The organism is Shinella sp. NM-101 (assembly GCF_021401195.1).
GTDB lineage: Bacteria > Pseudomonadota > Alphaproteobacteria > Rhizobiales > Rhizobiaceae > Shinella.
Genome location: NZ_JACBFT010000002.1, coordinates 345,933 through 367,593 on the forward strand (window position 1 = coordinate 345,933; position 21,661 = coordinate 367,593).

A 21,661-nucleotide genomic window follows, 5' to 3' on the forward strand; every position below is an offset into this window, starting at 1 on the left:
TCGGGTCCGCGATTCTTCAATTTCCTAAGCGAACGTAAACCGGCATGGTTAACGCTTGGTTGCCGCCGGCGCGATATGCGCGCCCGACCTTCACAATGGACAGAGGCGGGCAAAAGCGCTAACGAGGCGCATGATCACGAGACAGGTAAAAGTTGACGGCGGCGGCGCCATTGCCTCCGCGATCCGCACGATCGAGACGGAGAAGGCGGGGCTCATCGCCCTTTCCGCGGCGCTGGAAGGCGAGATGCACGACGTGTTCTGCGAGGCTGTCGCCCTCATCGGCGGCATTGCCGGGCGGGTGATCGTCACGGGGATCGGCAAGTCGGGCCATATCGGCACGAAGATCGCCGCCACGCTCGCCTCGACCGGCACGTCCTCCTTCTTCGTCCATCCCGTCGAGGCCAACCATGGCGACCTCGGCATGATCGGCCGCGACGACGTGATTCTCGCGCTGTCGTGGAGCGGCGAGACCGCCGAGCTGCAGGGCATCGTCTCCTATTCCCGCCGCTTCTCCATCCCGCTCATCGCCATGACATCGGGCGAGCGCTCGGCCCTGGCGCGCGCGGCCGACATCGTGCTGCTGCTGCCGAAGACGCAGGAAGCCTGCCCGCATGGCCTTGCGCCCACGACCTCGACGCTGATGCAGCTTGCGCTCGGCGACGCCATCGCCGTGTCGCTGCTGGAGGCGCGCGGCTTCACGGCGACGGATTTCAAGACCTTCCATCCCGGCGGCAAGCTCGGCGCGAGCCTTTCCCATGTCGGCGACATCATGCACGGCGGCGAGCACATGCCGCTCGTCGCGCTCGGCACCTCGATGCCGGATGCCGTGCACATGCTGGCGCAGAAGCGTTACGGCTGCGTCGGCGTCATCGATGGCGAGGGCACGCTGGTCGGCATTGTCACGGACGGGGACATCGCGCGCAATCTTGCACGCAACCTTTCCGAACTCAGCGTCGACGAGGTGATGACGCGCAGCCCCAAGACGGTGAAGCCGTCGACGCTGGCGACGGCCGCGCTCGGCCTTCTCAACCAGCACAACATCTCGGCGCTGATCGTCACCGACGAGGCGTTCCGTCCCGTCGGCATCGTGCATTTCCACGATCTGCTGAGGATCGGCGCGGCCTAGACCGGTTCCACCGTCAGGTCGCGGCCGTTGCTGGCCGTGACGCGCACGCGCGCGCCGACCGGCAGGTCCGGCCCCTGGACGCTCCACATCGTATCGTCGAGCCGGATGCGGCCGCGGCCCTCGGCGATCGGCTGTTCCAGCGTCGCCGTGCGGCCGACGAGGCTCTGGCCGCGCTGGTTGAGGTGCGGCTGGTCGCTCGACTGGCCCCTTGTGCTGACGATGCGCCGGCCGACGAGGGCCGCAACCAGCGACAGCACGGCGAAGACCACCCACTGCGCCTGCCACGCCCAGAAGGCCTCGCCCCAGAGCGCGAGCGACAGGGCGCCGGTGAGGATGGCGGCGATGCCGATCCAGACGAGGAAGACGCCGGGCAGCAGAACCTCGAGGATCAGGAGGACGATCCCCAGCACCCACCAGGCCCATGGACCGAGTTCGGTGACGATGCCGCGGATCATGATCACGTTCCCCGCGGGGTGTCGAACGGGTTGCGGAAGGCGGGCGTCGAGGCCGCCGTGGTCGATGCCGGCGCCGGCTGGCGAGCCGTCGGCGCATTGCCGCCGGGTGCCGGGCCGTCGCCGAACACTTCCCTGGCGATAGCGCCGATGCCGCCGAGCGAGCCGACGAGCGAGGAGGCTTCCATGGGCATCAGCACGATCTTCGAGTTCGGCGCCTTGCCGATGGCGGCCATGGCCTCGGTGTATTTCTGCGCGACGAAGTAGTTGATGGCCTGCACGTTGCCGGAGGCGATGGCCTCGGAAACCACCCTGGTCGCCTTGGCTTCCGCTTCCGCGAGGCGTTCGCGCGCCTCGGCGTCGCGGAAGGCCGCTTCCCGCAGGCCCTCGGCCTCCAGGATGGCGGATTGCTTGGCGCCCTCGGCGCGCAGGATCTGCGCATTGCGGGCGCCTTCGGCTTCCAGCACCTGCGCGCGCTTCTCGCGCTCGGCCTTCATCTGCCGGCCCATCGATTCGACGAGGTCCTTCGGCGGCGCGATGTCCTTGATCTCGACGCGGGTGATCTTGATGCCCCAGGGATTGGCGGCCTCGTCCACCACGCGGAGCAGCTTGTCGTTGATGACATCACGGTTGGACAGGAGCTCGTCCAGATCCATCGAGCCCATGACCGAGCGGATGTTGGTCATGGTGAGGTTGAGGATCGCGTTTTCCAGATGGGCGACCTGATAGGCGGCCTGCGCGGCGTTGAGAATCTGGTAGAAGGCGACGCCGTCGGCCGAAACGCTGGCATTGTCGCGGGTGATGACCTCCTGCGTCGGGATGTCGAGCACCTGTTCCATCACGTTCATCTTCGCCCCGATGCGGTCGATGAAGGGGATGATGAGGTTGAGGCCGGGCTGCAGCGTGCGCGTATAACGGCCGAAGCGTTCCACCGTGTACTGGTAGCCCTGCGGGATCGTCTTGATCCCGGCAAAGAGGATCAGGACGACCAGGACCACGAGGGCGATGACGACGATATCCAGTCCGGCAAAATCCATGTTCTTCTCTCCAAAAGGCATTGCGGCGCTACTGTAAGGGATACGCGCCGCGATGCCAGTCTATTTGGACGGGAAGAGGAATAATCCGGCTCATACCCAGCCGGAGAGCTCCCGCCGCACGACCGTCTCCAGAACGGCCATGCCTTCCGGAGAATCGTTCAGACAGGGGATGTGCGAGAATTTCTCGCCGCCATTGTGCAGGAAGCTCTCGGCGGCCTGCTCGGCGATCTCCTCCAGCGTCTCCAGGCAGTCGGAGACGAAGCCGGGATTGAAGACGGCGATGCGCTTGACGCCTTCCTGCGCCAGCTTCTCCACGGTCTTGTCCGTATAGGGCTGGAGCCATTCCTCCGGGCCGAAGCGGGACTGGAAGGTGAGGACCAGCTTCTCCGCCGACCAGCCGAGGCGCTCGCGCAGCAGCCGCGCGGTCTTCTGGCACTGGCAGTAATAGGGGTCGCCCTTCTCGAAATAGCTTCTGGGAATGCCGTGGAAGGAGGCCAGCACGCGTTCCGGCTCCCAGTCGAGCGTTGCGAGGTGCTTTTCGATGGAGACGGCGAGCGCGTCGATATAGGCGGGGTCGTCGTGGTAGGGCGGCACGGTGCGCAGCGCCGGCTGCCAGCGCATCTTCAGCAGCGTCTCGAAGGCCTTGTCGTTGACGGTCGCCGTCGTCGCGGCCGCATATTGCGGATAGAGCGGGAAGACGAGGATGCGTTCGCAGCCCTGCCTTTGGAGATATTCCATGCGCGAGCCGATGGAGGGCTGGCCGTAGCGCATGGCCCAGTCGACGATGACGCCGGCGTGATCCTTGAGGGCTTCGGCCATCAGCTCCGCCTGGCTGCGCGTATAGGTGCGCAGGTAGCTCTCGTTCCGCTCCTTGTTCCAGATCGTCTCATAGGCCTTGCCGACCTTGCCGGGGCGCGTGTTGAGCACGATGCCGAAGAGGATCGGATACCAGGCGATCTTCGGCCATTCGATGACGCGCTTGTCTGTCAGGAACTCCTTCAGGTAGCGGCGCATCGAGGTGTAGTCCGTACCGTCGGGCGTGCCGAGATTGACGAGCAGCACGCCGACCTTGCCATGCTTGACGGGCGGATGGTTGGCGGGCTTGGCGGCGATGTCCATCGTGGATCCTGTGCGTACGGGTTGTCGTCATTGCCCGGCGGGGCCGGTTCGTTCAGAACGGTTCTAAAAAGAAATGCCGGTCCGGGAAAGCCCGGACCGGCGGAAAAAGTGGAGACAAATTGTCCTTATTCGGCCGGGATCGAGAGCTCCTTGCCGATGGGCAGGGCCCGCGGACGCGGATTGCCGTTGGCTTCGGCGATCCTGCGCCACAGCGTGCCATCGCCATAGGCGGCCTTGGCGAGATCCCAGAGCGTGTCGCCGCGTGCGATGACATGCTTGCCGCCTGCCGTGGCGCCGCTTTCGGCCGCCGTGGTGGCTGGTTCCGATCCGGTCGTCGCGGTGCCGGACCCGGTATCGCCGTCCGTCGCCGCGCCTTCCGTCGAGGTCGCGCCGCTGTCGGCGGGCGCTGCCGCCTTTTCGGTGGTGGCCGGCTTCGTCTCGGTGCCGGTTGCGCCTTCGGCCATGCCGGCGGCTTCGGTGATGCGGCCGTCGGTATAGGGCTTGTAGGGGCGGTGGGCGGAGAGGTAGTCGGCGACCACGAGCTCCAGGTTCGGGCCGAAGTCATAGGGGTTCACGGCGGCCTTCGCGAAGATGGCGTAGCCGTCCCCACCGGCACGCAGGTAGTTGTTGGAGGCGACGCCGTAGGTCTTGTCCGGGTCGAGCGGCACGAAGGCGTCGCCCTCCTTCACCTCGACCGAGACGACCCGGCTGCCGGCCGGCTTCGACTTGTCGAAGGCGTATTTCAGGCCGGAGACCTGCGGGAAGCGGCCCGCGCCTTCCTCGATCTGGCCGAGGCCGTTTTCGAGCGCGGCGACGAGGTCGGCGCCCTTGAGCTGGAAGGTCGCGACGGTGTTCTGGAACGGCAGCACCGAGAGCACCTCGCCCATGGAGACCGGCCCGGCATCGATGGAGGAACGCAGCCCCCCGCCATTGGTGATGGCGACGGTCATGCCCTGGTTTTTCGTGCGGTCGAGGATGGCGTCGGCAACGAGGTTGCCCATGGCGCATTCGGCGGCGCGGCAGGTTTCGCGCGAGCCGTCGATCGGCGCGGCGGTTTCCGCGACGATCTTGTTCTTCAGCTCATCGATGGGGCCGGACAGTTCCTTGATCCGGGCAAGGACCGCTTCGTCCGGCTTGATGGAGGCATCGACGAGGATCGGCTCGCCGGTCGCTTCCTTCACCACGCCGGCATCGTCGAAGACGACCTTCAGGTTGCCGAGATATTTCGAATAGGCGCCGGCCTGCACGACGGGCACCTTGTAGCCGCCGGGATTGTCGACCATCGTCGGGTAGGGGCCTTCCGCCTTGTCCGACGTACTGGAAAGGAAGGTGTGGGAGTGGCCGCCGACCACGACGTCGACGTCCGGGATCCTGGCGATGGCGGCGAGGTCGCGCGGATAGCCGACATGGGTGAGCGCGACGATCTTGTCGACGCCCTCCTTCTTCAACTCGGCGACGGCGGCGGTGATGTCGGCGACATCGTCGCCGATCAGCACGTTCGGGCCGGGAGAGGAGAGTTCTTCCGTGTCGTTGGCGACCGCGCCGACGATGCCGATCTTCTGGCCGCCTTTGTCGAGGACGATGAAGGGCTTGATGCGGTCGCCGATCTTCGAGCTGGCGCCGGCCGCGACATTGGCGGTGACGACGGGGAACTGGACCTTGTCGAGGAAGGTGGCGAGGCCGTCCTCGCTGTCGTCGAATTCATGGTTGCCGACGGTCATCGCGTCGAAGTTCATGAGGTTGAGGAACTCGGCTTCCGCCGCGCCCTTGTAGGTCGTGTAGAAGAGCGAGCCCTGGAAATTGTCGCCGGCATTGAGGAGCAGCACGTTCCTGCCGGAAAGCTTCTGGCGCTCGGCGTCGATGGCGGCCTTCAGGCGCGCGACGCCGCCGAAGCACTCGCCCTTGCCTTCCTCCTCGGCCGAGCAGGTCGAATCGAACTTGTTGATCGATTCGATGCGCGAATGCAGGTCGTTGATATGCAGGATGTTCAGCTCGTAATCGGCGAATGCCGCACCGCTGGAGAGCACAAAGAGGGAGGCGGCCAAAAGGCCGGATCGGATAAGCGTCATGGTCCTGTTCTCCTCGTTTGCCCGCGGCCGAAGACGCGGAAGGGGCTGCGCCTTTCCCAATAAACCGGAAACATGACAGCCGGCCGGTGGATGTTTTCACCGGTCGGAGGCAACTTCAAGCGAAAAGACAGGCCCTTTCGCCACCCGGCTCGAAACGCAAAAAGGGCCTTGCGGCCCTTTTCCGGGATGCCGGGGCCGGCTCAGGCGCGGCGCGAGAGCGAGAACTGCGCGCCTTCGGCCGTGGTGCAGTTGAGTTGGCGCGGATTGACCAGCGCGCAATTGACCTTGGACTGCGTGTTGCGCACCAGCGAGGTCATGTTGATCTCGACCAGCGTCGGCGAGGTCTTGATGTAGGTGCCGGAAGCGAGGAGCTGGTTCGTGTCGGTCGTGCGCGTGGTGAAGGTGCCGCCCGTGAAGGACGAGACGATGCCGTTCGGATCGACCCAGGAACCTTCCACGCCCTGCTGCATAGGCTGCTGGGCGACCGGAAAGCTGCGCGGTGCCGGTTCCGTCTGGCACGATGCGAGGGCTGCGGCTGCGACAAGCAGGCTCAGGGCTGCAACTGGCTTCATCTGATTCTCCAAAGGTCTCGCGGTGCGAACCACCTGTCCGGTTTGCCCGAACATGCCGTGAAGAGGCGTCGAAAGCAAGACGCGCCGGCAGGCGGTCAGGCATTATCCCATTGAAAGCGAAGCGCCCGCGGATTGCCGCGGGCGCCTTTCATTCCGGTTAAAGGCCGGTTCAGCGAACGAGGACGTTCCTGAACTGCCACGGATCCTTCGTGTCGAGGTCTTCCGGGAAGAGGCCCGGGCGGCCGTCGAGCGGGGTCCAGTCGGTATAGTGGCCCTCGACCGGGCCGAGATAGGGCGTCTGCACTTCGAGGCAGCGCTTGTAGTCGACCTCGTCGGCCTCGACGATGCCGGCCTTCGGGTTCTCCAGCGCCCAGACCATGCCGGCGAGCACGGCGGAGGTTACCTGCAGGCCGGTCGCGTTCTGGTAGGGGGCGATGCGGCGGGTTTCCTCCAGCGACAGGCGCGAGCCGTACCAGTAGGCGTTCCTGTCATGGCCGTAGAGCAGAACGCCGAGTTCGTCGACGCCGTCGACCAGTTCGTTCTCGTCGAGGACGTGCAGGACAGGCTGCTGGTGGCCGCCATTGCCGAACATCTCGTGCAGCGACAGCACGGCGTCGTTGCAGGGATGGTAGGCATAGTGGCAGGTCGGGCGGTAGGCGACGTCGCCGTCCTTGTCGCGGACCGTGAAGTAGTCGGCGATCGAGATCGATTCGTTGTGGGTGACGAGGAAGCCGTATTGCGGGCCGGGCGTCGGGCACCAGGAGCGCACGCGCGTGTTGGCGCCGGGCTGCTCCAGGTAGATGGCGGCCTTGCAACCCTTCTTCTGCTTCTTGGCGTTCTTCGGCATCCACTTCTCATGGGTGCCCCAGCCGAGCTCGGCCGGCTGGAGGCCTTCCGAGATGAAGCCCTCGACCGACCAGGTGTTCCAGAAGGTGTTGAAGGGCTTGGGGTTCTTGGTGCGCTGGGTGTCGCGCTCGGCGATGTGCACGCCCTTGACGCCGGCCTTCTTCATCAGCTTGGCCCAGCCTTCGCGGTCGTTCTGCGCGGGCTCCTCGAACTTCATGTCGAGGTCCCCGGCAAGGTTCAGCAGCGCCTGCTTGACGAACCAGGAGACCATGCCGGGGTTTGCGCCGCAGGTGGAGATCGCCGTCGTGCCGCCGGGGTGCTTTTCCTTCTCCTTGCGCACGGTCTCGCGCAGGGCATAGTTCGTGCGGTCGGCGTTCTTCATGTTCTTGTCGAAATAGAAGCCGAGCCACGGCTCGACGACCGTGTCGATATAGAGCACGTCCAGCTTGCGGCAGAACTTGATGAGGTCGAGCGAGCCGGTATCGACGGAGAGGTTGACGCAGAAGGCCTGGCCTTCGCCTTCCGTGAGGAGCGGCTTCAGGAGGTCCTTGTAGTTCTCGCGGGTGACATGCGCCTTGATGTGGCGGGCGCCATGGCGGGCATAGATCTCGGCGTCGGCGGCGTCCTCGCGCGGCTCGATGACGATCAGCCGGTTCCGGTCGTACTTGAAGTGGCGCTCGATCAGCGGCAGCGTGCCGCGGCCGATGGAGCCGAAACCGATCATCACGATCGGGCCGGTGATTTCGCCATATACCGGATAGGTGCTGTCTGCCATTTGGGTCTCCTGCGGACGGCCGCTTTGCGCTGAAAATCAGGGGCTCGAAAGGCCCCTTAGCATAGTATGCCAGCGCTAGAGCACAGATTTCTGTCACAATAAAGGGCGGCCAAGTATTTCTGCGGCGATATGCTTAAGCCGCCGTCGCCGCCTCAGGCGGGGACGCAGCGGATCAGGCCCCGCAGCGAATTGCCGGCGAGGATCGTGCCGCCGGCAAGGTCCTCCGGCCGCAGCACCGCCTCGATGGCCCTGCCGGTTTCCAGCAGCTCCTCGCGCAGCACGCCGGCCAGCAGGCCCGAGCCGAGCGGCGGCGTCTTCAGCGGGCCGGTGCCGTCGTCGAGGAACAGCGAGGTGATGGTGCCCTCGCAGAGTTCGCCGCGTTCGTTGAGGAGGATGACCTCGTCGGCGTCGGCCGCGGGGAATTCGGCGCGGGCCGCGGCGTAGAGGGCGCGGCGGGATGTCTTGTGGCGCAGCAGCGGGTCGGTGGAGGAGAGGCGGGTGGTGGCGAGCTTCACGCGCCAGACCGCATCCGCCGCAAGGGGTGTGAAGGCGGCGGTCTGCACGTCGATCCGGCCGTCGGGGAAGAGTTCGAGGCGGATACGGAGGGGCAGGGCAGAGGGGGGTAGCGCGGCGAACAGCGCATCCCTTGCTTTCTCCGCGCTCGGCAATCCGAGCGCCTCCGCCGACTGCGCCAGCCGCGCCAGATGCCGCTCCAGCCGCACGAAGCCGGTATCGGGTTCCCAGCGCAGGGTCTCGATCAGCGAGATATCCATTGGTCCCCCACGGCGAAGCGCGCCTTCAGCAGGCATTCCTCATATTCCGCCTCGGCGGTAGAATCGAAGACGATGCCGCCGCCGACGTTGAAGACGGCGTTGCCGTCATCGAAGAGCGAGATGGTGCGGATGGCGACGTTGAAGCGCATGGTGCCGTCAGGCGCGATCATGCCGATGGCGCCGCAATAGGCGTCGCGCGGGCCGTCCTCCAGGTCGTGCAGGATCTCCATGGCGCGCATCTTCGGTGCGCCGGTGATGGAGCCGCAGGGAAAGAGGGCGGCGAAGATGTCGCGGAGGGAGGTGCCGGGTGTGAGCTTCGCCCGGACGTGGCTCACCATCTGGTGCACGGTCGGGTAGGTCTCGACGGCGAAGAGTTTCGGCACATGAAGCGTGCCGACCTCGGTGATGCGCGAGATGTCGTTGCGCAGGAGGTCGACGATCATGCGGTTTTCCGCCTGCGTCTTCGGATCGGCCTGCATGGCGGCGACGATGCGCTCGTCCTCGGCCGCGCTCCCCCCACGCGGGGCGGTGCCTTTCATCGGATGCGTCTCGATCCAGCCGTCCTTGCCGACATCGAAAAAGAGTTCCGGCGAGCGGGAGAGAAGCTTCGGACCGTCGAGCGACACGAAGGCGCCGTAGCGCACGGGCTGGCGCTCGATCAGCGACCAGAAGGCGGCGAGTGGGTCGCCGTTCCAGCGGGCGCGGATCGGCATGGTAAGGTTCGCCTGGTAGCAGTCGCCCTGCCGCAGGTGCTGGTGCAGGCGGTCGAAGCGGCTGCGGTAGGCCTCGAAGTTCCAGTCCGCCTTCGGTTCGGTGAGGAAGGGTTCGTTCTCGATGCGCTGGCGCGGGGTGGCGAGCGGGTGATCTTCTGCAGGCTTTTCGAAGATGCCGAAGCTCATCAGCGGCGTCGGGCGGTTTTCCACCGCGAGCGGGGCCAGCTTCCTCTCGAAGAGATGGCCGGCTTCGTAGCTCATGAAGCCGGCGATCCAGTGGCCCTTTTCATGGGCCGCCTGCAGGGCCGCGAAGGCCGGCTCAAAGCCGGCGCGCTCGCGCACGGTGACGACCGCGAGCGGATCGGCGAAAACCACCGTCCGGTCCTCACGGTCGTCCCTGAGGAGCACAAAGCGTTCGCGGTCGGTCATGCGGGCATCCGGCTTCTTTTAAGATGACGCCTTATCAAGCGCTTCCAGTTCGTCGATCAGCCCCTCGATCATCGACAGTCCCTTGCTCCAGAACGACGGATCGCTCGCATCGAGGCCGAAGGGCTTGAGGAGTTCGGTGTGATGCTTGGTGCCGCCGGCCTTGAGCAGGTCGAAATACTTCGCCTGGAAGCCGGTCCCGGCCTGTTGGTAGACGGCATAGAGCGAGTTCACCAGGCAGTCGCCGAAGGCATAGGCATAGACGTAGAAGGGCGAATGGATGAAGTGGGGGATATAGGCCCAGTAGGTCTCGTAGCCCTCGGAGATGCGGATCGCCGGGCCGAGGCTTTCGCCCTGCACGGAAAGCCACAGTTCGCCGATCTGGTCGCTGGTGAGCTCGCCTTCCTTGCGGGCGGTGTGCACCTTGCGCTCGAATTCGTAGAAGGCGATCTGGCGCACGACCGTGTTGATCATGTCCTCCACCTTCTGGGCGAGCATCGCCTTGCGCTCGCGCTTGTCCTTCGTCTTGTCGAGCAGGCTGCGGAAGGTCAGCATCTCGCCGAAGACGGAGGCGGTCTCGGCGAGCGTAAGCGGCGTCGAAGCCATCAGCGCGCCCTGGCCGCCGGCCAGAACCTGGTGCACGCCATGGCCGAGCTCGTGGGCGAGCGTCATCACGTCGCGCGGCTTGCCCATGTAGTTGACGAGAACGTAGGGGTGGGCGGACGGCACGGTCGGATGGGCGAAGGCGCCCGGGGCCTTGCCGGGGCGTACCGGCGCGTCGATCCAGCCCTTGTCGAAGAAGTCCTTTGCGATGGCGGCCATTTCCGGCGCGAAGGCGCTGTAGGCGGAGAGCACCGTGTCGCGCGCCTCATTCCATGGAATGGTCGCGTCAGGTGTCTCGGGAAGGGGCGCATTGCGGTCCCAGTAATTCATCTGCTCCATTCCGAGCCACTTCGCCTTCATCGCATAGTAGCGATGGGAGAGGCGCGGATAGGCTTCGCGCACGGCTTCCGCCAGCGCCGCGACCACCTCAGGCTCAACGCGGTTGGCGAGGTGCCGGCTGTCGGCGATGTCGGCAAAGCCGCGCCAGCGGTCGGCGATTTCCTTGTCCTTCGCGAGCGTGTTGGTGATCAGCGTGAAGGTGCGGATATTGTCCTCGAAGGTCTTCGCCAGCGCCTCGGCAGCCTTGCGGCGCGCCTCGCCGTCCGGCGACTGGAGCTGGTTGAGGGCGATTTCCAGCGGCAGTTCCTCGCCGTCGATCGTGTAGCGCAACGAGGCCATCGTCTCGTCGAAGAGGCGGTTCCAGGCGGCAGCGCCCGTCATCGACTTTTCGAGGAAGAGCTGTTCGGTCCTGTCGTCGAGCTGGTAGGGCTTGTCCTTGCGCAGGTCCTCGATCCAGGGGCGGTAATGGGCGGCAAGGGCGTCGTTCGCCAGCGCCGCCTCGATGCGCTCGTCGTCTATCCTGTTGAGTTCAAGGGAGAAAAACAGGAGATGCGCGCCGAGATCGGTGAGCTTGGCCTGCACGTCGCCATAGAACTTGCCGTTCGCCGGCTCGGTCGTGTTGGTGAAATAGGTAAGGCCTGCAAACGAGATGAGGCGGCCCATCACGTCTTCCAGCGCCTCGAATTCGCGGACGGCCGCGCCGATGCCCTCGTCGCCCGTCTTTTCCGTCGCGGCGTCGAGCTTGCCCTTCCACTTCGCCTCGAAGGCGAGCGAATCCGCCTCGGCCTTCTGCATGTCGGCCTTGAATTCGGGCGAGGCCGGCGCGGGGTAGAGGTCGGTAAGGTTCCAGCCGGGCAGGTCGCCCAGCCCGGCGCCGGCGGCGGCCTCCGCGGTCGCGAAATCGATCCGGGGTTCAAGGAAAGTGCGGGTCATCGGTATCTCTCTTCCTGGTGGGCAGGTCGGGTTCCTTGCTTGCGTCGGCGTTGGTTAAAATGCAAGCCTTTCTCAAAACGGCATGTTCAACCCTTTCTGCCATGGTCCGCTGGTATCCAGTTCCCCAGGGCGTGCATGACGCGCGCCTTCGGCAAGGAGGTTCCAGTGACGGCCCATATTCTTGTCATCGATGACGATCCTGTCCAGCGCAGGCTTCTGAAGAACATGATCGAGCGCTCCGGTCATATCTGCCATATGGCGGAAAACGGCCGCGCGGGCCTCGATCTGCTCGATCGCAAGGGCGGTCTGATCAACGTGATCCTGCTCGACCTGATGATGCCGGAAATGAACGGTTCGGCCTTCCTCGATGCGCTCGCCGAGCGCGAGAATACCATTCCGGTGATCGTGCAGACGGGGCAGGGCGGCATCGAGACGGTGGTCTCGGCCATGCGTGCCGGCGCCTTCGATTTCGTCGTCAAGCCCGTTTCGCCGGAGCGCCTGAGCGTTGCGGTCGGCAATGCGCTGAAGGTCGACCAGCGCGAGGGCCGCAGCCGCGGCGGGCGGCGCGGACGCGCCGAGGCCGTGCACTTCGACGACATCGTTTCGGCCAGCTCCGAAATGCTGCGCGTCATCGATCTCGGCCGCCGCGCGGCGCAGTCGAACATCCCGGTGGTTCTGGAAGGCGAATCCGGCGTCGGCAAGGAAATGGTGGCGCGCGCCATCCAGGCGGGAAGCGACCGGGCGCACAAGCCCTTTGTCACCGTCAATTGCGGCGCGATCCCGCACAATCTGGTCGAAAGCATCCTGTTTGGCCACGAGAAGGGTGCCTTCACCGGCGCGAGCGAGCGCCACACCGGCAAGTTCATGGAGGCCGACGGCGGAACGCTGTTCCTCGACGAGATCGGCGACCTGCCGCTCGATGTGCAGGTGAAGCTGTTGCGTGCCGTGCAACAGGGCGAGATCGAGACGATCGGCGCGCGCTTTCCGCAGAAGGTCAATGTCCGCCTCATCTCGGCGACCAACCGCGACCTCATCAACGAGGTGCGCGAGGGCCGTTTCCGCGAGGACCTCTACTATCGCCTCAACGTCTTCCCGATCACCATCCCGGCGCTGCGCAAGCGCAAGGAGGACATTCCGGTCCTCGTGCGCGCCTTCGTGCAGCGCTTCGCTGGGGAGCAGAAGCTGGCCCGCCCGCTCGGCGTCTCGGCCGGTGCGATGGCGCTTCTGACGGCCTATGACTGGCCGGGCAATATCCGCCAGCTCGAAAACGCGATCTTCCGTGCGGTGGTGCTGTCGGAAGGGGCGGAACTGACCGCCGCCGACTTCCCGCAGATTGCCGCGCAGGTTCCCGGCCACGGGCTTGCGGAAGGCGGCGCGGCGACCTGGGAGACCTCTGGCCTGCCCGCGCAGGAGCCGGCGGCCGAAACGCGCCTTCCCAGCGTCTATCCGGATTTCCGGCCGGGCGAATCAGTCGAGGCCGCCGCGGCGGATAACGCCATCTCCAGCGTCGACAGGGGCGGTCATGTGCGCAAACTGGCCGATGTGGAAGAGGAACTGATCCGTTTCGCCCTGAAATTCTATCATGGGCAAATGAGCCAGGTCGCCCGCAAACTGGGCATCGGGCGCTCGACTCTCTACCGCAAATTGAAGGATTATGGCATCGATCCGGACGATCCGATGAAGGAAGCTGCGTAAAACCCCGGGAATCCCGGCCATCCGGGATTTCTCGATTGCCGTTTATTCCCTGTTAGTGGATTGTTCACTATAACGGGTGCGCGGGGAAGAGTGTGGCGGATTTGCCATGCTCTCACCGCAATTGGCAGTCATCTGGGACAACGGACGTTCGTTGTCCTTCGGACGGGGAAAGAGTTGGCAAATTTGTTCGCATCGATGAAGCGCCCGGGGACCTCCCTGAGCAGCCTCTGCAAGACAGTGTTGCAAAAGCTGCCCAAGGCCCTGACCACGGCCGTGCTCTCTGCTGCCCTCATCCTGCCCGCAGCCATTCCCGCGACCGTCCAGGCCGAGAGCGGCAACCGCACGCTCAAGCTCTATTTCATCCATACCAAGGAAAAGGCCGAGATCACCTTCAAGCGCAACGGCCGCTACGACCCGCGCGGCCTGAAGCAGCTCAACGAGTTCCTGCGCGACTGGCGTCGCAGCGAACCGACGAAGATGGATCCCCGCCTCTTCGACCTCGTCTGGGAAGTCTACCAGAAGGTCGGTGCCTCCGGTTACATCAACGTCGTCTCCGCCTATCGCTCGCCGGCCACCAACGGCATGCTGCGCTCGCGCTCCAAGGGCGTTGCCAAGAAGAGCCAGCACATGCTCGGCAAGGCGATGGACTTCTACATTCCCGGCGTGAAGCTGGCGACGCTGCGCGCCACCGCCATGAAATTCCAGGTCGGCGGCGTCGGCTACTATCCGACCTCCGGCTCGCCCTTCGTCCATCTCGACGTCGGCGGCGTGCGCGCCTGGCCGCGCATGAGCCGCCAGGAACTGGTGAGCCTCTTCCCCGACGGCAAGACGATGCATGTCCCGGCGGACGGCAAGCCGCTGCCCGGCTATCAGCAGGCGGTCGCGGACTACAAGCGCCGCGTCGGCGCGAACGCCATCCAGGTCGCCGGCGGCGGATCGAACCCGTCGGCCTCTTCGTCCAAGCGCAAGGGCGGCTTCCTTGCCGCACTCTTCGGCGGAGGCGGCGACGAGGATGAAGAACCCGAAATGATCGCGAGCAACGCCGTGATCGCGGACGACTTCGACGAAGGCGGCTCCGCCCGCGCGCCGGCAAGGGCCGCGCAGGATACCAAGCCGGCCGCCGCCGAAGCCGAGTCGGAACTGGCCTTCAACGCACCCGTTCCGGGAAACCGCCCCGCCTTCAAGGCCGCCGAGACCGGAGAACTGGCCCTCGTCGCGCCGCAGGCGAACGGCGCCGTCGCGGCCCTCGAGGCGGCCACGACCGAGCAGAAGCCTGAATTCGAAGACCTTGCGGCCTACAAGATCCCGCTTCCCGTCATGCTGGGTGCCCGCACCCAGCCCGGCGACGCCATGATGGCGGAAGCCGCTGTCGAGGACAGCGAGGAACTCGCCATGGTTCCGGTGCCGGGCCTGCGCCCGCAGGTCGAGCTCGACAAGACGCAGACGGCGCTGATGGCGGCCGCGGAGGCCGATGTCGCCCTGCCGACCGGCGCAGACCGCTCCGGCCTTGCGGCTCTCGCCGAGCCGACGACGGGTGGCGGCGAAGGCGTTCCGGTCGAAATGGTGGCGCTCATGCCGTCCGACGGCGGCGGTGCGCGGGCGCTGGAGGAGACGCCCACCAAGGGCGGCCGTCCGAAGAAGAAGGACGCCGATGCGGCAAGCCGCGGCGCGATCCGCACCGAACCGAAGCTGTCGCAGAAGATCCTCTCGCAGTGGGCGCTGGACCAGGAGCGCGTCGCGACGCTCTCCAAGCCCGTCAAGGCGCCGCGCTTCGTCAGCCGCACATTGCGTTCCGCGCCGACGACGGTCTACCTCGCCGGCTTCCAGCCGGAGGGCAAGTCGATCGATGCCGGCCGCTTCAGCGGCACGGCGGTGAATTTCATGGAAGTGCGCAAGTTCGAGAGCGCCGCGAACTGACCGCTTTTCCATGTGCCAGCAAAAAGCCCGCCGGATCGCTCCGGCGGGCTTTTTCGTTGCGGGCTGCGCGGGCCTATTCGGCGTCCGGCGGCAGCTCGATCATGCCGAGGGCCTGGAGATAGGTGTCGAGGATCGCTTCCTGCTCCATGCGCTCGTCCTTGTCCTGCTTGCGGATCTGGATGACCTTGCGCAGGATCTTGGTGTCGAAGCCGGTTCCCTTGGCTTCGCCGTAGACGTCCTTGATGTCGTCGGCGATGGTTTTCTTTTCTTCCTCGAGGCGCTCGATCCGCTCGATGAACGCGCGAAGCTGGTCGCGTGCGACGCCGTGGGCATCCGACATGGTCTTCTCCTTGGATGGGGCTTTTCAGAAATTCGAAGGTGCCGTGACTTGCCGCGAACTTCCGGCAAGATCAAGACCTATCACGCGTTCCTTCAGGATTTTCCCATGCGGCGAGCGTCACTCCCGGGGGCGGTTGACCTCGAAGGCGGCCTTCTGCGCGTCGCTCGCCTCGCGCTGGTAGCGCGCGCGCCATTCCTCATAGGGCATGCCGTAGACGATCCTCCGTGAGGCGTCCTTGTCGAGCGGGACGCCCGCCTCGTTCGCCGCCTCGCGATACCAGTTCGACAGGCAGTTCCGGCAGAAGCCGGCGAGGTTCATCATGTCGATGTTCTGCACGTCGGTGCGCTCGCGCAGGTGCTTGACGAGGCGGCGGAAGGCGGCCGCCTCGAATTCTGTCTGCTGTTCCTTGCTGAGGTCGGTCATCGTCTCGGTCTCAATAGGGTCCGGTGCGGGAAGGGTGGATCTCGTATGTGTGCAGGGCCTCGTGCGCATTCAACCGTGCGAAGATCGGCGCCAGCCTGTCGACCCAGCGGGCGATGCCGGCCGCCTCGCCGATCTCGTCCTGGCGGATCTCGATGAGCGCGTGGGGAATGCCGGGCTTCATGCAATGGCGGAACATGGTGTCGCCGCGCAGCGCCCCGTCATAGGGTTCATTGTCGCCGACGGCGACGTCGCCGGGTGCGCGAAGGGCGGCGAGAAGCGGATGCACGGCGCGAGGGTCGCTGTCCCACAGCACCGTCACCTGCCAGGGACGCGGCACGCCTTTCCAGGCCGGCGTGAAGGAATGCATGGAAAAGACCAGCGGCGCCCGGCCGGTCCTCTGCGCGACCGCTCCGATCGTGCGGGAGACGGCATCGTGGTAGGGGCGGTGGAATGTCTCCAGCCGGTATTGCCATTCTTCGGGCGTGATCGGATGGTTGCCTGGAACGATCGCGCCGTCGGAAATGCGCATGATGAGCGTCGGGTCGTCCTCGCCGCGGTTGGGGTCGATGAGGAGGCGGGAAAAGCGGCTCATGACGGCCGGCGCGTTCAGCCGGGCGGCCAGCCCGCGCACCACGCCCTCGACGCCGATGTCGTAGGCGATGTGGCGCTCGAAGGCGCTTTCCGGCAGGCCGAGGCGCTTGTAGCGCCCGGGCAGCAGATTGGTGGCGTGGTCCGCCAGGATGACGAGCCCGAGGCCGGTATCGCCGTCAATGATCTCGAAAGGGGAGTGGTCCTGCATGTCTTCTGCCGCGTGTTCACCGCCTGCGCCGACTGATCGCACGGGGCGAGCCGGCCCGCAAGGCTCGAGGCCTGCGGTTGTGGCGGCGAGTCACTTCCCCGTCATGGAAATGTAATCGATTAGTGTTGCGTTGACATTCATGCCCCGTCGTCGCAAGAAAGCGCATATTCAAATCAACGGAGTTCCATTGGAAGCCGTGAGAGCCAAGAGCCATAACCCGTTCCTTTCGAAAGCCAGCGGTCTTCTCCAGGCCGGCCTTTTCCTCTTCGCGGGTTTCTTCGCCCTTTCCGTACCGGATGAGGCGAGGGCCGATTTCCGAGTCTGCAACGGCACGCAGAACCTCGTCGGGGTCGCCATCGGCTACCGTGCCAAGGAAGGCTGGATCAGCGAAGGCTGGTGGCAGGTGCCCGCCACGACCTGCGCCACGCTGATCGAGGGCGAGCTGCAGTCGCGCTACTACTATCTCTATGCCGAAGACGCCGCGCGCGGCGGCCGCTGGACCGGCGACGTCAACATGTGCGTCGCCGAGAACGAGTTCAAGGTGACCGGCGTGCAGGACTGCTTCGCGCGCGGCTTCCAGCGCATGGGCTTCAAGGAATACGACACGGGGCGGCAGGGAAGCTGGATGGTACAGCTTTCCGACACGCCAGGGACGCAGGAAAGCCAGAACTGATGAGACGGAACAGAAAAGTCAAAATCCTCGCCACGCTCGGACCGGCATCGTCTGACGAGCAGATGATCCAGAAGCTGCACGAGGCGGGAGCAGACCTGTTCCGCATCAACATGAGCCATGCCAGCCACGACGTGATGCGCACGCTGATCAGCCGCATCCGCGCCGTCGAGGCCCGCTGTGGCCGGCCGATCGGCATCCTCGCCGACCTGCAGGGGCCGAAGCTGCGCGTCGGCAAGTTCGCCAACGGCTCGGAAGAGCTGAAGCCCGGCCAGACCTTCACGCTCGACAACAAGGACGTGCCCGGTGACAACACCCGCGTGTTCCTGCCGCATCCGGAAATCCTGGAAGCGGTCAAGCCCGGCCACCGCCTGCTGATCGACGACGGCAAGCTACACCTGCGCGCCGAGAGCGCCGACGGCAAGTCGATCGTCTGTACCGTCGTCTCCGGCACCAAGATCTCCGACCGCAAGGGCGTCAGCCTGCCCGACACGCTGCTCGGCGTCGGCGCGCTGACGGAGAAGGACCGCGTCGACCTCGATGCGGTTCTTGCGACCGGCAGCGTCGACTGGGTGGCGCTCTCCTTCATCCAGCGCCCGGAAGACCTTGCCGAGGTGCGCAAGGTCGCGCGCGGCCGCGTCGGCCTGATGTCGAAGATCGAAAAGCCCCAGGCCGTCGAGCGGATCGACGAGATCATCGAGCTTTCCGACGCCCTGATGGTCGCCCGCGGCGACCTCGGCGTGGAAATGCCGCTGGAAGCCGTCCCCGGCATCCAGAAGCAGCTCATCCGCGCCTGCCGCCGCGCCGGCAAGCCGGTGGTCGTCGCCACGCAGATGCTGGAATCGATGATCTCGGCGCCGGTGCCGACGCGTGCGGAAGTCTCCGACGTCGCGACCGCCGTCTTCGAGGGCGCGGACGCCGTCATGCTGTCGGCCGAATCGGCTTCCGGCGCCTATCCGGTCGAGGCCGTCTCCACCATGGCGTCGATCGCCAGCACGGTCGAGCGCGACCCGCACTATCCCGGCATCATCTACGCCCAGCGCTCGACGCCGGAAGCGACCGGTGCCGACGCCATCTCGCTGGCCGCCCGCCAGATCGCCGAGACGCTGAAGCTGTCGGCCATCGTCTGTTACACCTCGTCGGGCGCGACGGGCCTGCGCACGGCCCGCGAGCGGCCGGACGTGCCCGTCCTGGCGCTCTCGCCGGTCATCGAGACGGCACGCCGCCTGTCGGTCGTGTGGGGCCTGCACTGCGTCGTCACGGGCGATGCGACGGACCTTGACGACATGGTGAACCGCGCCTGCCGCATCGTCGTCAGCGAGGAATTCGGCAAGCCGGGCGACCGCATCATCATCTCGGCCGGCGTTCCGCTCGGCACGCCCGGTGCGACGAACATGCTGCGCATCGCCTATATCGCCGCGGACGGCGTCAGCGGCGTCTGAGCGGCGATCCCTTCAGGATGCCTGAGAGGCGGGCTTCGGCCCGCCTTTTCGATTCCGGGGAGGGCGTGTCAGGTGCGCTGGCCGGTGAGCTTTTCCGCGAGCTCGCCGAGCTCCTTCTGGGCCTGCCGCTCGGTCGGGTAGATGTCGAGGAACTTTTCCCAGGCTTTCAGCGCCATCTCGTCGCGACCGGTCTGGGACATGATGGCGGCCATGCCGGCCAGCGCGCCGAAATGCCGGGGCTCGATCGCGAGCACCTGGTTTATGTCGGACATCGACTTGCGGTAGTTGCCCATCTTGAAATGCAGGGTCGCGCGGCGGTTCCAGGCTTCGACATAATCGGGCTTCAGGCGAATCGCCTCGTCGAGGTAGTCGAGCGCCGCGACGTTCTTGTCCTCGGTCATGGCCTTGTCGGCCCACTGGATCAGGAGATTGACGGTGGCGCTGCCGGAATCCTGCCATTCCCGGCGGATCTGGTCGGCGATGCCCTTGGCGACGCCCGGATTGCCCTCGCGCTTCAGCGTATCGAAGAGCTTGTCGAGCCGCTGTGCCTGCGTGGGCGTGGCGGAGGTGTCGAGGGAGGCCTTGTCCGCCTGCTGCGCATGGGCAGCGGCCGGCGCGACGGCGACGAGGGGGAAGGCAAGGCAGAGTGCTGAAAGCATGAAAAAGCGCATGGCGGTTATGGTAAACCGCCATGGCGCAACTTCAAACGAATATTTGTCGATCACCGCTTCCCGCCTGGCGGAAAGGCGACCACGACGCCTGGTCAGCCCTGACGAGCCTTGAAGCGCGGGTTCTGCTTGTTGATGATGTAGACACGGCCCTTGCGGCGAACAAGGCGGTTCTCGCGGTGACGAGCCTTGAGCGACTTGAGCGAATTCTTGATCTTCATTTTTCTGATCCGCGTATTGCAGGGCGACTCGAGTTCGCCGGATTTCCTCAATCAAAAACGCGCCGTTTCGGGCGCGCTTTCAGGTTGGCAGGCATGTAACCTGTGACATTTGCGCTGTCAACCGTGGCGGGCGGGTTTTCCGCGCGGCTATGCCGGTTTTCCAGCCCCCGGCGTGGCTTTTCAGCCGAGAATCTGCGTCACATGCCCCATCTTGCGGCCGGGGCGGGCCTCCGTCTTGCCGTAGAGATGGACGAGCACGTCGGGCCTTGCCAGCCAGGCGGGAACGTCGTCGATATCGTCGCCGATCAGGTTCTGCATCACGCAGTCCGAATGGCGGCGGGGATCGCCGAGCGGGTGGCCGGCGACGGCGCGGACGTGCTGGTCGAACTGCGAGATCACGCAGGCCGCCTCCGTCCAGTGGCCGGAATTGTGGACACGCGGCGCGATCTCGTTGGCGACGAGCCCGCCGTCAGGCAACACGAAGAACTCGACGCCGATGACGCCGACATAGCCGAGACTGTCCAGGATCGCCCGCGCGGCCCTGCGGGCCTGGTCGGCCGACGCCTCGTTGACGCGGGCCGGCAGGGTCGAGGTGTGGAGGATGCCGTTGCGGTGGACGTTCTCCGCCGGGTCGTAGCAGGCGATCGTGCCGTCGCGGTCGCGGGCGGCGATGATCGAGATTTCCCGTTCGAAGGGAACGAGGCTCTCCAGGATCAGCGGCACGCCGCCGAGCGCCTCGAAGGCGCCGTCGCGGCTTTCGGCCGGCGAGCGGAACAGGCGCTGGCCCTTGCCGTCATAGCCGAGCCGGCGCGTCTTCAGGACGCCGACGCCGCCGAAGCGGTCGAGCGCGGCTTCGAGGTCGGCCTGGCTGTCGACGGCGGCGAAATCGGCGGTGCGGATGCCGCAGTCGCGGATGAAGCTTTTCTCCACGAGGCGGTCCTGCGAGACCTCCAGCGCGCGCGGCGGCGGGAAGACCGGGACGGCCTCGGCCAGCGCTTCGGCAGCGGCGACCGGCACGTTCTCGAACTCGTAGGTCACGACGTCGCAGAGGCGGGCGAGCTCGGCCAGCGCATCCGGGTCGTCATAGGCCGCGACGATCTGCGCACTGGCGAGCTGGGCGGCTGGGCAATCGGGCTGCGGCTCGAGGATGACGGTGCGCAGGTTGAGGCGGGCGGCCGCCATGGCGAGCATGCGGCCGAGCTGGCCGCCGCCGATGATGCCGATCGTGCGCACGCTCATAGCGGGCCGTCCACGGGATATTCGGCGACGGCGTTGGACTGGTTCTCCCGCCATTCGTCGAGGCGGTGGGCGAGTTCGGGATCGCTGAGGGCCAGCACGGCGGCGGCGAGCAGCGCTGCGTTCACCGCGCCGGCCTTGCCGATGGCGAGCGTGCCGACGGGGATGCCGGCGGGCATCTGCACGATGGAAAGCAGGCTGTCCTGGCCGGACAGTGCCTTGGACTGGACCGGAACGCCGAAGACCGGGAGTGGCGTCATCGCGGCCGCCATGCCGGGCAGGTGGGCCGCTCCGCCTGCCCCGGCGACGATGACCTTGAAGCCTTCCGCCTTGGCGCCGCGGGCGAAGCTGTACAGCCGGTCGGGCGTGCGGTGCGCCGAAATGATGCGGGCCTCGTAGTCGACGCCGAGCGCATCGAGCGTGTCGGCGGCGTTCTTCATCGTCTCCCAGTCGGACTGGCTTCCCAT

At 65.9% G+C, this 21,661-nt stretch carries 20 protein-coding genes and 1 pseudogene; 5 read left to right on the forward strand and 16 right to left on the reverse strand.

Annotated features, from left to right (window positions below):
* The first annotated feature begins 130 nt into the window (after positions 1-130).
* Positions 131-1,126, forward strand: a complete 996-nt coding sequence (locus L0976_RS05500) for an SIS domain-containing protein (protein ID WP_203316071.1) — start codon at positions 131-133, stop codon at positions 1,124-1,126.
* On the opposite strand, the gene L0976_RS05505 is transcribed toward L0976_RS05500, so the two are convergent.
* The 9 genes from L0976_RS05505 to L0976_RS05545 all read right to left on the reverse strand — a co-directional run bounded on the left by L0976_RS05505 (position 1,123) and on the right by L0976_RS05545 (position 11,783).
* Positions 1,123-1,581, reverse strand: a complete 459-nt coding sequence (locus L0976_RS05505; RefSeq protein WP_203316070.1) for an NfeD family protein — start codon at positions 1,579-1,581, stop codon at positions 1,123-1,125. The genes L0976_RS05500 and L0976_RS05505 overlap by 4 nt on opposite strands.
* A gap of 2 nt (positions 1,582-1,583) precedes the next feature.
* Positions 1,584-2,615 carry an SPFH domain-containing protein gene (locus L0976_RS05510; protein ID WP_234186468.1) on the reverse strand — a complete coding sequence of 344 codons (1,032 nt, stop codon included), beginning with the start codon at positions 2,613-2,615 and terminating at the stop codon, positions 1,584-1,586.
* 90 nt (positions 2,616-2,705) lie between these two features.
* Positions 2,706-3,734 (reverse strand): ferrochelatase, encoded by a 1,029-nt coding sequence (gene hemH, locus L0976_RS05515; protein ID WP_203316068.1) that lies wholly within the window; start codon positions 3,732-3,734, stop codon positions 2,706-2,708.
* A gap of 125 nt (positions 3,735-3,859) precedes the next feature.
* Positions 3,860-5,803, reverse strand: coding sequence for a 5'-nucleotidase C-terminal domain-containing protein (locus tag L0976_RS05520; RefSeq protein ID WP_234186469.1), 1,944 nt, complete (start codon positions 5,801-5,803; stop codon positions 3,860-3,862).
* Positions 5,804-6,003: 200 nt separating this feature from the next.
* Positions 6,004-6,375 (reverse strand): outer membrane lipoprotein Omp10, encoded by a 372-nt coding sequence (gene omp10 / locus L0976_RS05525; RefSeq protein WP_203316066.1) that lies wholly within the window; start codon positions 6,373-6,375, stop codon positions 6,004-6,006.
* A 169-nt stretch (positions 6,376-6,544) separates the two neighbouring features.
* Positions 6,545-7,996: a homospermidine synthase gene (locus L0976_RS05530; RefSeq protein ID WP_234186470.1), complete on the reverse strand. Its 1,452-nt coding sequence runs from the start codon at positions 7,994-7,996 to the stop codon at positions 6,545-6,547.
* Positions 7,997-8,148: 152 nt separating this feature from the next.
* Positions 8,149-8,769: an aminotransferase class IV family protein gene (locus L0976_RS05535; RefSeq protein WP_234186471.1), complete on the reverse strand. Its 621-nt coding sequence runs from the start codon at positions 8,767-8,769 to the stop codon at positions 8,149-8,151.
* Positions 8,754-9,911, reverse strand: coding sequence for an aminodeoxychorismate synthase component I (locus L0976_RS05540; protein ID WP_234186472.1), 1,158 nt, complete (start codon positions 9,909-9,911; stop codon positions 8,754-8,756). Before L0976_RS05540 ends, L0976_RS05535 begins: the two co-directional genes overlap by 16 nt.
* An 18-nt stretch (positions 9,912-9,929) precedes the next feature.
* Positions 9,930-11,783 carry a M3 family oligoendopeptidase gene (locus L0976_RS05545; protein ID WP_234186473.1) on the reverse strand — a complete coding sequence of 618 codons (1,854 nt, stop codon included), beginning with the start codon at positions 11,781-11,783 and terminating at the stop codon, positions 9,930-9,932.
* A gap of 165 nt (positions 11,784-11,948) precedes the next feature.
* On the opposite strand from L0976_RS05545, the gene L0976_RS05550 reads away from it, so the two are divergent.
* Entirely contained in the window at positions 11,949-13,478 is a 1,530-nt protein-coding gene (locus L0976_RS05550; protein ID WP_234186474.1) for a sigma-54 dependent transcriptional regulator, read from the forward strand.
* A 174-nt stretch (positions 13,479-13,652) separates the two neighbouring features.
* Positions 13,653-15,395: a DUF882 domain-containing protein gene (locus L0976_RS05555; protein ID WP_370643585.1), complete on the forward strand. Its 1,743-nt coding sequence runs from the start codon at positions 13,653-13,655 to the stop codon at positions 15,393-15,395.
* Positions 15,396-15,468: 73 nt separating this feature from the next.
* Here the strand turns inward: L0976_RS05555 and L0976_RS05560 are convergent, their stop codons facing one another.
* The 3 genes from L0976_RS05560 to L0976_RS05570 all read right to left on the reverse strand — a co-directional run bounded on the left by L0976_RS05560 (position 15,469) and on the right by L0976_RS05570 (position 16,957).
* Positions 15,469-15,735 carry a DUF2312 domain-containing protein gene (locus L0976_RS05560; protein ID WP_160785259.1) on the reverse strand — a complete coding sequence of 89 codons (267 nt, stop codon included), beginning with the start codon at positions 15,733-15,735 and terminating at the stop codon, positions 15,469-15,471.
* 117 nt (positions 15,736-15,852) lie between these two features.
* Complete coding sequence (locus L0976_RS05565) at positions 15,853-16,158, reverse strand: DUF1244 domain-containing protein (RefSeq protein ID WP_203316060.1); 306 nt, start codon at positions 16,156-16,158, stop codon at positions 15,853-15,855.
* A 10-nt stretch (positions 16,159-16,168) separates the two neighbouring features.
* Complete coding sequence (locus L0976_RS05570) at positions 16,169-16,957, reverse strand: N-formylglutamate amidohydrolase (protein ID WP_234186475.1); 789 nt, start codon at positions 16,955-16,957, stop codon at positions 16,169-16,171.
* A gap of 295 nt (positions 16,958-17,252) precedes the next feature.
* Here L0976_RS05570 and L0976_RS05575 point away from each other — a divergent pair.
* Both L0976_RS05575 and pyk read left to right on the forward strand, forming a co-directional pair.
* Positions 17,253-17,630: pseudogene (locus L0976_RS05575) on the forward strand (DUF1036 domain-containing protein); the annotation flags it as partial.
* Positions 17,630-19,069 (forward strand): pyruvate kinase, encoded by a 1,440-nt coding sequence (gene pyk / locus L0976_RS05580; RefSeq protein WP_203316057.1) that lies wholly within the window; start codon positions 17,630-17,632, stop codon positions 19,067-19,069. The pseudogene L0976_RS05575 and the gene pyk, both read left to right, overlap by 1 nt.
* A 68-nt stretch (positions 19,070-19,137) precedes the next feature.
* On the opposite strand, the gene L0976_RS05585 is transcribed toward pyk, so the two are convergent.
* The 4 genes from L0976_RS05585 to purE form a co-directional block, all read right to left on the reverse strand.
* Entirely contained in the window at positions 19,138-19,749 is a 612-nt protein-coding gene (locus L0976_RS05585) for a hypothetical protein (protein WP_234186685.1), read from the reverse strand.
* Positions 19,750-19,832: 83 nt separating this feature from the next.
* The gene (ykgO, locus tag L0976_RS05590) at positions 19,833-19,958 is read right to left on the reverse strand and encodes a type B 50S ribosomal protein L36 (RefSeq protein WP_119256688.1); all 126 of its coding nucleotides are present in this window, start codon (positions 19,956-19,958) and stop codon (positions 19,833-19,835) included.
* A 180-nt stretch (positions 19,959-20,138) separates the two neighbouring features.
* Positions 20,139-21,197 carry a 5-(carboxyamino)imidazole ribonucleotide synthase gene (locus L0976_RS05595; protein ID WP_234186476.1) on the reverse strand — a complete coding sequence of 353 codons (1,059 nt, stop codon included), beginning with the start codon at positions 21,195-21,197 and terminating at the stop codon, positions 20,139-20,141.
* A complete protein-coding gene (gene purE, locus L0976_RS05600; RefSeq protein WP_160785349.1) occupies positions 21,194-21,661 on the reverse strand; it encodes a 5-(carboxyamino)imidazole ribonucleotide mutase in 468 nt (155 codons plus the stop codon). The genes L0976_RS05595 and purE overlap by 4 nt, the downstream gene beginning before the upstream one ends.

Excerpts from the sequence above, each read along its gene's own strand:
- pyk (WP_203316057.1), top strand. The coding sequence starts at position 17,630 with ATGAGACGGAACAGAAAAGTCAAAATCCTCGCCACGCTCGGACCGGCA.
- L0976_RS05570 (WP_234186475.1), bottom strand. The coding sequence starts at position 16,957 with ATGCAGGACCACTCCCCTTTCGAGATCATTGACGGCGATACCGGCCTC.
- L0976_RS05520 (WP_234186469.1), bottom strand. The coding sequence starts at position 5,803 with ATGACGCTTATCCGATCCGGCCTTTTGGCCGCCTCCCTCTTTGTGCTC.
- L0976_RS05560 (WP_160785259.1), bottom strand. The coding sequence starts at position 15,735 with ATGTCGGATGCCCACGGCGTCGCACGCGACCAGCTTCGCGCGTTCATC.
- L0976_RS05500 (WP_203316071.1), top strand. The coding sequence starts at position 131 with ATGATCACGAGACAGGTAAAAGTTGACGGCGGCGGCGCCATTGCCTCC.
- hemH (WP_203316068.1), bottom strand. The coding sequence starts at position 3,734 with ATGGACATCGCCGCCAAGCCCGCCAACCATCCGCCCGTCAAGCATGGC.
- L0976_RS05510 (WP_234186468.1), bottom strand. The coding sequence starts at position 2,615 with ATGGATTTTGCCGGACTGGATATCGTCGTCATCGCCCTCGTGGTCCTG.
- L0976_RS05530 (WP_234186470.1), bottom strand. The coding sequence starts at position 7,996 with ATGGCAGACAGCACCTATCCGGTATATGGCGAAATCACCGGCCCGATC.
- omp10 (WP_203316066.1), bottom strand. The coding sequence starts at position 6,375 with ATGAAGCCAGTTGCAGCCCTGAGCCTGCTTGTCGCAGCCGCAGCCCTC.
- L0976_RS05565 (WP_203316060.1), bottom strand. The coding sequence starts at position 16,158 with ATGACCGACCTCAGCAAGGAACAGCAGACAGAATTCGAGGCGGCCGCC.
- L0976_RS05535 (WP_234186471.1), bottom strand. The coding sequence starts at position 8,769 with ATGGATATCTCGCTGATCGAGACCCTGCGCTGGGAACCCGATACCGGC.
- L0976_RS05595 (WP_234186476.1), bottom strand. The coding sequence starts at position 21,197 with ATGAGCGTGCGCACGATCGGCATCATCGGCGGCGGCCAGCTCGGCCGC.
- ykgO (WP_119256688.1), bottom strand. The coding sequence starts at position 19,958 with ATGAAGATCAAGAATTCGCTCAAGTCGCTCAAGGCTCGTCACCGCGAG.
- L0976_RS05540 (WP_234186472.1), bottom strand. The coding sequence starts at position 9,911 with ATGACCGACCGCGAACGCTTTGTGCTCCTCAGGGACGACCGTGAGGAC.
- purE (WP_160785349.1), bottom strand. The coding sequence starts at position 21,661 with ATGGGAAGCCAGTCCGACTGGGAGACGATGAAGAACGCCGCCGACACG.
- L0976_RS05545 (WP_234186473.1), bottom strand. The coding sequence starts at position 11,783 with ATGACCCGCACTTTCCTTGAACCCCGGATCGATTTCGCGACCGCGGAG.
- L0976_RS05505 (WP_203316070.1), bottom strand. The coding sequence starts at position 1,581 with ATGATCCGCGGCATCGTCACCGAACTCGGTCCATGGGCCTGGTGGGTG.